We start from the raw sequence: 9,305 nt of genomic DNA, 5'->3' as shown, positions 1-9,305 counted from the left end.
CTCAACCACCTGGATTATTCAGGCCGCCGGCCAGCGTCACCTGCTGGTTCCTCAGTTCGTCGATCACCTCTTCCGGTTTCGCGTCCGGGTCGATGAATTTCAGTGCCTGAAGCACGCGAACCGCATCAATTTGGCGAATATCTCCACCCTGCCGAAGTGACTGAACCGCCGTCGCGGTCGCAGAGTCGAATGTCTGTGCCGAAACATCCAGCTCGGTACGCACATCAACATTACCGCCCTCTTTTTCGTCCAGCCATTCCGCCATGATCTGCAGGATGTTATCTAGTGCGTCTTCCAGTGAGCTTGCCATCGTATAAAGAGGTGAATTCTCCTGCATGTGCTCTTCATGCGTCTGGTCATCAGATTTGGTTGAGGTGTTTTCGGCGCGCAGCAACTTTGCCCCAGCCTGGCGCATCTGGTTTTCCAGGTCTTCCAGTGAGTTTTTCCCGGAGCTGATGGCCGCGCCAGTATGTTCGACATATTCCAAGCCCTGCCGCTGGCGGTCTTCGAAACGAGTCGCAGTAGAAGAGCCGATCGTTAACGTTTCGTTATCGGCCAGACCGTAAGCCACCAGCAGCGGCACTCGCGCAACATGCAGGATATTGTCTTGCTCGCTCTGGCTCTGCCAGTGTTTGATGTTCAGCAATGCCAGATTCAGCAGTGGCGGAGAGCCCCGCATAAATCCTGTTCGCTTCGTGTAGAGCGTCACCAGGGGAATATCATCACGGCTGGTTTCCCACTCCTCGTGAATTTGCCACTGGCTTTCGCCGTTATCACCCTTGTTACGACGATAAATTTCGACTTTGCGGGGCATGATATGGCGAATTTGCTCTACCTTTGTCTGCCCGTAATCAGCGCCATCGACAACGATCACCTCTTTAATGCGCAGGTCGGTCAGTACCACCTTCCCTTTGTCCACTTTCGACTTCCAACCGATAACCTGCCGGGGATTGAGCATCGTGGCATATGGGCGTGAGCCTGCTGCTTTTTCGTCGGCTTTGGTTTTTACTGCCTCCGGGTCAACCTTCGGGAAATCCACCAGCGCATGCACCAGACCATACTGGAATCCGATACTGAAAAATTGCTGTGCCCAGACATCGATCCTGTTTCCTTCCATATCAATATCAGGCGCCAACTCCTGTATTGTTTCAGGCGTGTCTTCACTCAGAACCGTGGGCTCAGCAAATACCCGCCCAATATTCTGTTTAATGGCTTCTTCATAGGCAGGGAGCAAGGTTGCAACCGCTAATCGTTCTTTGTAGCTGTCAGGGTCTTCATTAGGCCACTTAGGGAGATACGTCGCCCCCTGGCGCCGCATTTCGAGCGTGCCGCCCATCAACGCATCGTTGATATCCCACGCCTCTATCATGTCGTTGTAATCGAGATTGGGTGTTGAAATATCTGGCATGGTTTTACATCCGAAGTGGTGTTGATTTGCCTGTCGGTTTGATGATCGGGAACTGTTTCACGATGAAGTAGCCGCCGGCATCGTTGGGGTGATCGTTATCGGCCGATTTATCCGGCTCCCCGTTCTCGCCCCATACCTGCTGTTCGAGCGATTCCGTATAGACCGGACACCGCTTCACATTTACTTTGTAGCGACGCTCACCGTTGCCGTTACAGAACATGGCATTCATCGAATTGATACGGTCTTTCACCGGCGGGTTTGAATTGTTCACAATCACGTTAAAACCAGCCTGCTTGAGTTGGGCGATATCCGTAGTGCTGGCATGAGCTGATTTCCGAGAATCGCCAGAAGCGTCTGGGTAAATGTAGATTTCACGCACCTTTCGGTAGTCATGGCCGTCATACAGCCAGAACCGCTCTTTGATGATGCGAATGATGTCCGGGGTGTCATAAGCCTTGATGATTTCCGTTACTGCACAGGGAAGCCCGAGGCGGAGAACGTGAACAATGCCGGCCATTTTCCCCACGTTAAAATCCATACCGATATAAAGCGGCTCGCCGGGCTGCTCTTCTTCTTTGCAGTTATTCAACTTGCGGTCGAACTGGTGGTAAATCGTGCCGCTGGTCAGGTTGGTGAACAGGCCACGCAGGTACGCTTTAATCAACTCAGGCGGATAAGACTCCATCAGGGATGGAATGTAGTCCGCCGGCAAGTTCTTTTCGTTGTCGAAGGTTGAGGCCTGAACCAGTCCATATAGCGTTGAGAGCGAAGGTTTATCGCGCACCGCTTTTTTGAACTGCTGATAGACGAACTTAAACCCTTCCGGTGTCGTGGTGACGTCTATTCCGTTTCGCAGACCGGGAACGTTGTAACGCATACGGGCAATGATTTTCCGCCAGGCTAACTGCGCCTTTTTGGCGGGCATCACGTCCAGCTCATCAATCAGCGCGTTACCGATTTTAAAACCCACGATGGTTTGCGGTTTTTCCATCGAGCGGCAGATCGTTGTTCCGCGATACTGTCGCCCGGCATAGAAGTGAACCTCTTTGTTCCCCTCGTTGATTTTGACATTCAGCCCCCAGTCAAAGGCCACCTCTTCAACAGTGGGATAAAAGATGTCGCGGATCTGCGGATACGTCGGGGCAAAGTAGCCCTGGTTGATTTTAGGGTGTTCCCACATCCCCTTGCAGATACCGCCGCAGCCGACCCACGTCTTACCGCTGTTATGATGAATCGCCCCGTCAGCAGTAACGTAGCAGTTATTGTCGAGCACCTGGAGGTCAAAATATGGCTCAGCTTTCGACAGCCGTGATACACTCAATATGTTGCAGGTTTCGATTAAGGAGTTTAATTTTGACCCCTCTAGACCATGTAATTTGCGATTTGGCACATCCAGACCGAACTGTTTCGGAAGTGGCTGCGTTAGCTGGTTGTGACCGCAGCCATGTTTACCGCTGTATATCTCGGTACGGACTAACCCTGAAACAGCGTCAGAAGCCAGCCCCGCGGGAAAGCGCGAAAGACAAAATTCTTGCTCTTGCTGATGGCTGCAGAACGTCAGCAGAGATCGCAGAGAAGGTTGGTTGCACGGAAAAGCACGTTCAAAACGTTCTCCGGGTTCACAATGCTGACCGCCTACCTCAAGGTGCCCGAAGCGGGGAGCAAAATCACGGCTTTCGCGGCGGCCGTATTGTTGATCTGGATGGGTATGCCATTGTTCAAGCGCCAGCGAATCATCCACATGCGCGCCGTACCGGTCTGATATCAGAGCATCGTATGATTGCTGAGAAGAAACTCGGGCGTTATCTGCTGCCGACAGAAGTAGTTGACCATATCGACGGGCTTCATCTGCATAACGCCCCAAGCAATCTGCGAGTTTTTGATTCAAACGCTGATCACCTGCGTGCAACGATCTCGGGACAGAGGCCAAACTGGTCAGCAGAAGGCTTTGCGAAGATGCAAATACCTTCACCGATTCGTCCAAACTATCCACAGATCGATAGCTACCGTCAGCGCAGAGAATGCGGTGATGTCCGCTTGCTACAAATTCTCCTCGCTGCGTCACAATTCGGTATAGATTCGCCACACCTTTTGGGTACGCACCACCACTTAGCGAAAGCTCAAATCGATTATTCTCAGCCGACCATGATAAAACTCTCATTGGCCGAGTTATTTCCTGAATGGGCATAATCCCAAATTCTGTAACTATAGGCGTACTTCCCCGCAAGCATCCAAACCCGGCCACGTAGGCTTTAAATTTGTGCTCCATTGCGAGGAATCGGGCCTGAGGGATGTTAAGCGTCGGCGATATCATCGTCTCCCTCCACTCTCGCATCCACGACGTTGATATTGATCGCTACCGGCGTTGGTTCGTCATCCTCCGGGTCAGCAGCCAGCTCTTTGCGTAATTTTTCAACCTCCAGCTGCCGGCGCTCAATTTCAATCAGCTGCAGACGCTGGGCGAATTCACTATCAGCCAAGCCGAGACGTTTCATTACCGCCTCGTACATACGCTCACGGCTGATGGCGGTTATCTCCACACCGTTCTTTCCGAGCTTCACGCCGGAATAGGCAAGCGCAGCATCAGGCGCCAGTTTGCGCGTATCGGCGAAGAAAGGCTGCCCTATGCCATCGCCATTGCAGCGGGGGCATTCCGGGTTAGGTGCGCTGGTGTGGTCGTAACCGTAGCCGCCATCATCCAATGGCTCGCGACGTTTTCGCTCAAGCGCTTCGAGCCGCTTCTCTTCATACTCCACCGCATCGCGCCATTGATACTGGTGACCGAAGCCCCAGCAGTAACGACAACTTCCGCGGCGATATTGTGAAAGCTGATTGGCATCGAAGGTGGCAAGCTGCCACATCTGTTCAAGCACTTCATCCGCGCTGCCGAGCATGCGCACAATAGACGCTTTCTGCTGCTGCGCAATGGCCTGCGCAACTGAAGTTTTCTGAAGCAGCTGATAACCGATTTGTTCTGCGGTCTTTTTGCTGTACCCGGCGCGAATGGCGGCCTGCGTGGCGTTATTGTCCTTCAGGTATTCCGCGACAAATAGGCGCTGCTGAGCGGTGAGACCATCATCATCCACCAGCTCTTCTGCGCACTTTTCCTTTTGCGCAGTGCGCAATTTCTTTTGCGCTGGTTTTTGCGCAGTTTGCGCAGAAGGTTTTTTGATATATCGACGGGCGGTAGCGTAGTTCAGTCCCTGCGCTTCACACCAATCCTTCGGTGATACGCCGGTTACGGCATGATCGGACAGGAACCGTTTCTGAAGCTCGCCCCAGTCCGGTTTTGCCATAAATATCCCTAGCCTTTATGAAGTTGTCAGTACATATTGGTTATGCAAATCAATGGGATGCTAGTGACGGCGAAACACTAATTTGTAAGTTATGATCATGCATTATTTTGATATGGAGGACTAAATGTCTGAAAAATTGGAAGATGGCACTGTTGTCCAACTAAAGTCTGGTGGACCACTGATGACCGTAAGCTACTTTGATGATGAAAGAGGTCAATATTATTGCGAATGGTTCGTTAAAGATGAACGGAAATCTGGTTTTTTCAGCGGAACCTCTCTCGCCAAGTCTGATTACTGAGAATCAGTAATCTTAATGCTACATTATCGAAGCCACTCTTCGGAATGGCTTCTGTAATGCCAATAAAAAAGGCCGCATCCGCGACCTTGGTCTTTGTATATTTTTCAAACCTTACTGGCTCAGTCATGTATAGAACCAGCCCAACACACCAACAACAATTGCAATGATGATAAACGTGATTGCTGTTTTCCTCATTAACACACCGAAAAATGCAAATGACATCCCGGCACACAGAACTATCAAAACTGGCCACATGCTGAGTAAAAGCAATAAGTAAGCCTCGATGTTGCTGTGAATAATCATATTTACCCCAAAAATCCGAAAATCTGACCTTCCATAGCTCTTACACTTCATCACATGAGAATATGTAACTGCCCCTGATGTAATTCGGACATTATCACAGACACTCAGTGAAAGCCTGTTGTAATGCCATCAGCCGTTTTGCTTAGCATCAAACCGCGCCAGGGTCTCGGTAACAACCTTTCCTCTTCCAAAATTAGCTTTAGTCATTTGTTGCCATATCCCTCGCACAAAAAGCAAGTAACCACAGGGCAAGGAAGGTTATAAAGTGAGCTATCCCCTGTCCTATAGTGTATGGTTAGCAATCACTCACTAAGGATAAACTCCATGTCGACGCTCAAAGACAAGATACGTACACTCAGACCTTTAAAAAGCACCTGCCCTCACTGCTCTCGCCAGTCAACATACACACTATCGAGAATAAAAAATGATGTAACGTTAATCTGTCCCTACTGCGGAAACATTTTCCTTCCCTCTGAAAGTAAACCTATTAAGTAACTGATTAACTGTTCTCCTGAAGCTTGATCGGCACTTAGGCTTCAGTTCAGGTAAACGAAACTACTGTCCACTTTCAAGATTTAAACCGGCACTCTCTATACGTTGTGGAGAACATTATCGAGCCAACTCGCAAGGTGGCTCTGTAATGCCCTACTCAGCCGGGATGATATCGATGAAATACTCTTTACCCTGCTCAAACTGTTCTGCTGCTGCAGGGTTAGAGATGACCATTTGAAGTTGACCGCTGGGGGTATACTTCGACCAGGTTTCGTTCTCCGTGCTGCCAGTCGTTACCGCGATAAGGTGGACAACAGCCGAAGAGTTATCCGGCGATTTATTGATGCTGTTACATTGAAATTTTGCACGTACTGACATGGCTTTATCCTTGAGTAGGTATTGCTGGTTTGTTATCCCTTAGTGGGGTTAACGGCTTGCGCTGCTCTTTCTTTTTCCGCCTTCCTGATGTCGGCTTTATCAAGGTTGCAATGGCCCAGCGCCGACAGCAGGCTGACGTTCAAATCCAGGCTTTGGCCCCACGTCATTTTGTCGGGGATGTCGGGATATGGCGTTTCAGCTGTCAGGCTGGCCGGTAGTGGCACCACCGGCACCTTGACGTAAACGGTCTTTGTATTGCTGCAACCGCTTAACTGCGCTAACAGGAATATCACGGGGAGCGCAATCATCATTCGCAACAGAAACTCGGATGTCAGCCGAGGCTCCCGATGCGTCCAGTACGATCTGCTCTTTAGCATGCTGGTTAGCCTCTGCGATGGAATTGAATATGCTCATGGTGGTCAGGACGTTTGAGGTGATGTCCTGCGCTGTGTTTACCTGTTGCTCTGCGGTTTTAGCTCGGGTTTCCTGCTCCGCAGCGGCGCTGTGGTAATGCATCGCCAACCACCCAAGACAAACGATCAGGCAGATAATTACTGCGCTGATAATGGCGGTTAAGCGGCTCATTTCACACCGTCCAGACAGAGCTGTTTTTCTGCTGCTCGACGGGTCACCAGGCCGGGGAGGACTTTCCCGCCGCCGTATACCCAGCGAGGGAACTGGTTACATGCCTGCGTCACCTGACCTTTTCCCAGCAGCGCAAACAGCGTTGATTTCTGCATATTGGCGCAGCCGGCATTAAAGGTTATCGAGGTGACAGCTGAAAACGTGTTGTCGCTTAGCCGGCGGCCATTACTGTAGGTGTTAACGCAGCGCTCAGCCTCAAGGATATTTCGCTCCCAGTCAGCGGCGATCTGTTTGTCGGTTTTGCGAACGCCGACCTTAACACCGTGGGTATTTCCGATGCCATCAGTCAGCACGGCAGCCGGGCAAACATACGGATCACGCCGACAGCCTTCAGCATTACCAATCAGCTCGAGGCCTCGCTCATTGGTCCGCACGTTACCGGCATTCAGCACAATTGCGATAATCGCGCCGACAGAACAAACCGCACCGGCAGTACCGGCTCTCTTAGTCAGTTGCGCCATCGTTGTTTATCCTGTTCATTGATTCGGTAATGACTTCCGCCGATGAGGGCCTCTCATGTACGGGCTTCTGCTGCGCGCCATGGAGATAATCAGCTAGCAGTTGCGTGCGTTTACTGTCTTCGCTGCGCTCTTTCCTCGCATCCATTCGACCCAGCACAAACGACGCGAGAGAAATCACCACGCCGATAAAACCAAAGAGGATATAAACCATGTCCTGGGTAGTAATCCCCAGCATCGAGGCAACAGCAGCCAGCCACGCAAAGAAATGGGTAACGATATTCTCGTTCTGGTTATTCATTTTCATGGTCTCTCACCTCGCGTAGTTAGCGGGTGCTGTCTGTAGTCAGGAAAGGGTCAGGCTTCACGGGGCTGGAAGCTTGGCTGCCCCAGTTCTTTCCCCGTTAGCCTTATGCATGGAATGGCCGCCAGATGGATTTACGACAAAACACAGAGTGAGTGACGTTCTGGCGACCAGAATAGAAAAGGCCCGCAGATGCGAGCCCCAGAAAAGCAAAAATCCCGACGGGTGGCAGGGTTTCGATGATTAGGCGGTGTGTCGAAGTGACCACTCCTAACAGATTACGATAGTTTTTGCGTACGCGTTAGCAATTTATTACAATTCTCCCGTACTGATTCTAACCTAAGGTCATTTATGAATTTCTCTAACTCTAAGAAAGATGGACTGACAAAAAAATGTTTAGTCAGGGGTTTCAAAGTAAACACAACATCCACTGATATTCTCTTTGACCAAATCGCAAAGTCTACAGCCTTTAAAGTCGACGCGGTTATCAAGATCAGTACAGAGAAACACCTCATGCTGAAGGCATTTGAAACTAGCAACAATCTCCACTATCTTCACCTAGCCCTTTACAATCCGAAAGCGCAAGTTTCAATCACCCCGCTAAAAAAAGCAGCAAGCGATCTGCTTGATGTAGAAAACCTCGATGACCTTCATGCATTCTTAATGATTAAGGACAACCGAATTGCATCATTAATGCAGATCTCAACTAATTGGTGCGAAGTTAAAATTGCAAAAATCCTTAAGGGATTTGGCATATCAGTAACTCCAACATCTATTTTGAAAAATAATGTCATCCAAAAAATTAAAGACGACAAATTAAAGGCTCTTCATCTTAACATTGACGTAGAAGAATCGGATTTCGTTAAGGCTCCTGGGTTGATAGAATCAATCTTTAATAAAGAGCCAAAAATCAGAGCTAAGGGAATATCTGGACACTTAACTATCGATGCCAAAGGAAATGCCGAATTAGCTCAATCCATAGAAAACGATACCGCAAACTGGGTTAATGATCTTGATAGAGATTTTTACATTGAAACGAAAAAAGGTGATAAATTTTATAGCGACGATCTGAAGCTTACCAGAACATACTTTACAGTCCCATATGGTTCTAAGTCTATAAATGCTAAATATGCAAAAGAAATCCTAGAGGATTTTGTAACAAAAGAGCTATAATGATAGTAAATTAAATGGAGGCTAAGATGCTAAAAAACATAAACACAACAGGGCTGATTGTATCAGCACTAAACATCATAGCCTCCTTAAGCTTCTCTGTTTTCCTAACGGGTAGCTTGACTAACAATACTGATGCTTTGAATCTTGTAGCTAACGTATTTTCAATTCTGTCTGGCTTTTTACTTTTAGTTATTACTATGTCCGGTGAAAACTCAACATTACTTAGCAACATGAGTGCGTTGGATGCTGCTAATCAAGAAAAAAGATTCTTGATGCGTTTTAACAAATACTATGCTCTCTTTTTACTTTACATACTTACATTGGCATTAATCTTTATCTTTTATTTAATAACAAAAGATAAAACAAACACCTCAACAATATTATCGAATATAAAATCCGTGATTGGACACTCAATTGCCTTCCTGACATGCTTCTCATTTATACAGTCAACTTTCATTCCACTTAAAATAAAAGAACTATTTAAAGAGAAGAGAGAATTTAATAAGAAGTAAGCTAAACCTTCAGCTTACTTCTCTTATGGTATATTTTG

The 9,305-nt window shown here is 48.5% G+C and carries 12 protein-coding genes and 1 pseudogene; 5 read left to right on the top strand and 8 right to left on the bottom strand.

The window, feature by feature from the left end; genetic code table 11:
* Position 1: 1 nt before the first annotated feature.
* Both M2416_RS08385 and M2416_RS08380 read right to left on the bottom strand, forming a co-directional pair.
* Positions 2 to 1,408, bottom strand: coding sequence for a DUF4055 domain-containing protein (locus M2416_RS08385; protein ID WP_259223275.1), 1,407 nt, complete (start codon positions 1,406 to 1,408; stop codon positions 2 to 4).
* Positions 1,409 to 1,412: 4 nt separating this feature from the next.
* Positions 1,413 to 2,630 (bottom strand): annotated as a pseudogene (locus M2416_RS08380) (terminase large subunit domain-containing protein); the annotation flags it as partial.
* Between the two features lie 554 nt (positions 2,631 to 3,184).
* On the opposite strand from M2416_RS08380, the gene M2416_RS08375 reads away from it, so the two are divergent.
* Positions 3,185 to 3,598: a hypothetical protein gene (locus M2416_RS08375; protein ID WP_259223273.1), complete on the top strand. Its 414-nt coding sequence runs from the start codon at positions 3,185 to 3,187 to the stop codon at positions 3,596 to 3,598.
* Positions 3,599 to 3,702: 104 nt separating this feature from the next.
* On the opposite strand, the gene M2416_RS08370 is transcribed toward M2416_RS08375, so the two are convergent.
* Complete coding sequence (locus tag M2416_RS08370) at positions 3,703 to 4,704, bottom strand: terminase small subunit (protein ID WP_259223271.1); 1,002 nt, start codon at positions 4,702 to 4,704, stop codon at positions 3,703 to 3,705.
* 124 nt (positions 4,705 to 4,828) lie between these two features.
* Between M2416_RS08370 and M2416_RS08365 the strand changes: the two genes are divergently transcribed.
* Together M2416_RS08365 and M2416_RS26970 are read left to right on the top strand one after the other, a co-directional pair.
* A complete protein-coding gene (locus M2416_RS08365) occupies positions 4,829 to 5,002 on the top strand; it encodes a YodC family protein (protein WP_167691608.1) in 174 nt (57 codons plus the stop codon).
* A 594-nt stretch (positions 5,003 to 5,596) separates the two neighbouring features.
* Positions 5,597 to 5,800: a YnfU family zinc-binding protein gene (locus M2416_RS26970; RefSeq protein WP_367946732.1), complete on the top strand. Its 204-nt coding sequence runs from the start codon at positions 5,597 to 5,599 to the stop codon at positions 5,798 to 5,800.
* 150 nt (positions 5,801 to 5,950) lie between these two features.
* Here M2416_RS26970 and M2416_RS08355 read toward each other — a convergent pair whose 3' ends face one another.
* From M2416_RS08355 to M2416_RS08335, 5 genes are read right to left on the bottom strand one after another with little or no spacing between them, the layout of a single operon-like run.
* The gene (locus M2416_RS08355) at positions 5,951 to 6,175 is read right to left on the bottom strand and encodes a hypothetical protein (RefSeq protein WP_259223270.1); all 225 of its coding nucleotides are present in this window, start codon (positions 6,173 to 6,175) and stop codon (positions 5,951 to 5,953) included.
* A 32-nt stretch (positions 6,176 to 6,207) separates the two neighbouring features.
* Positions 6,208 to 6,486 carry an Rz1-like lysis system protein LysC gene (lysC, locus tag M2416_RS08350; protein WP_218029265.1) on the bottom strand — a complete coding sequence of 93 codons (279 nt, stop codon included), beginning with the start codon at positions 6,484 to 6,486 and terminating at the stop codon, positions 6,208 to 6,210.
* On the bottom strand, positions 6,371 to 6,760 hold the full coding sequence (locus M2416_RS08345) for a DUF2570 domain-containing protein (protein WP_259223265.1): 390 nt from the start codon (positions 6,758 to 6,760) through the stop codon (positions 6,371 to 6,373). The genes lysC and M2416_RS08345 overlap by 116 nt, the downstream gene beginning before the upstream one ends.
* Positions 6,757 to 7,281 (bottom strand): lysozyme, encoded by a 525-nt coding sequence (locus M2416_RS08340; RefSeq protein ID WP_259223264.1) that lies wholly within the window; start codon positions 7,279 to 7,281, stop codon positions 6,757 to 6,759. Before M2416_RS08340 ends, M2416_RS08345 begins: the two co-directional genes overlap by 4 nt.
* Positions 7,265 to 7,585, bottom strand: coding sequence for a hypothetical protein (locus tag M2416_RS08335; RefSeq protein WP_063267069.1), 321 nt, complete (start codon positions 7,583 to 7,585; stop codon positions 7,265 to 7,267). Before M2416_RS08335 ends, M2416_RS08340 begins: the two co-directional genes overlap by 17 nt.
* Before the next feature lie 510 nt (positions 7,586 to 8,095).
* On the opposite strand from M2416_RS08335, the gene M2416_RS08330 reads away from it, so the two are divergent.
* Together M2416_RS08330 and M2416_RS08325 are read left to right on the top strand one after the other, a co-directional pair.
* Positions 8,096 to 8,755: a hypothetical protein gene (locus M2416_RS08330; protein ID WP_259223261.1), complete on the top strand. Its 660-nt coding sequence runs from the start codon at positions 8,096 to 8,098 to the stop codon at positions 8,753 to 8,755.
* 26 nt (positions 8,756 to 8,781) lie between these two features.
* On the top strand, positions 8,782 to 9,267 hold the full coding sequence (locus M2416_RS08325; RefSeq protein ID WP_134526396.1) for a hypothetical protein: 486 nt from the start codon (positions 8,782 to 8,784) through the stop codon (positions 9,265 to 9,267).
* Positions 9,268 to 9,305 lie beyond the last annotated feature (38 nt).

Source organism: Klebsiella sp. BIGb0132 (assembly GCF_024810075.1).
In the GTDB taxonomy this organism is placed as follows: Bacteria; Pseudomonadota; Gammaproteobacteria; order Enterobacterales; family Enterobacteriaceae; genus Klebsiella; species Klebsiella terrigena.
This window is presented reverse-complemented; position numbering and strand designations above follow the sequence as displayed.

Coding starts and splice junctions, on each gene's coding strand:
- lysC (WP_218029265.1), bottom strand. CDS start 6,486: ATGATGATTGCGCTCCCCGTGATATTCCTGTTAGCGCAGTTAAGCGGT.
- M2416_RS08335 (WP_063267069.1), bottom strand. CDS start 7,585: ATGAAAATGAATAACCAGAACGAGAATATCGTTACCCATTTCTTTGCG.
- M2416_RS08365 (WP_167691608.1), top strand. CDS start 4,829: ATGTCTGAAAAATTGGAAGATGGCACTGTTGTCCAACTAAAGTCTGGT.
- M2416_RS26970 (WP_367946732.1), top strand. CDS start 5,597: ATGGTTAGCAATCACTCACTAAGGATAAACTCCATGTCGACGCTCAAA.
- M2416_RS08370 (WP_259223271.1), bottom strand. CDS start 4,704: ATGGCAAAACCGGACTGGGGCGAGCTTCAGAAACGGTTCCTGTCCGAT.
- M2416_RS08385 (WP_259223275.1), bottom strand. CDS start 1,408: ATGCCAGATATTTCAACACCCAATCTCGATTACAACGACATGATAGAG.
- M2416_RS08375 (WP_259223273.1), top strand. CDS start 3,185: ATGATTGCTGAGAAGAAACTCGGGCGTTATCTGCTGCCGACAGAAGTA.
- M2416_RS08355 (WP_259223270.1), bottom strand. CDS start 6,175: ATGTCAGTACGTGCAAAATTTCAATGTAACAGCATCAATAAATCGCCG.
- M2416_RS08345 (WP_259223265.1), bottom strand. CDS start 6,760: ATGAGCCGCTTAACCGCCATTATCAGCGCAGTAATTATCTGCCTGATC.
- M2416_RS08325 (WP_134526396.1), top strand. CDS start 8,782: ATGCTAAAAAACATAAACACAACAGGGCTGATTGTATCAGCACTAAAC.
- M2416_RS08330 (WP_259223261.1), top strand. CDS start 8,096: ATGCTGAAGGCATTTGAAACTAGCAACAATCTCCACTATCTTCACCTA.
- M2416_RS08340 (WP_259223264.1), bottom strand. CDS start 7,281: ATGGCGCAACTGACTAAGAGAGCCGGTACTGCCGGTGCGGTTTGTTCT.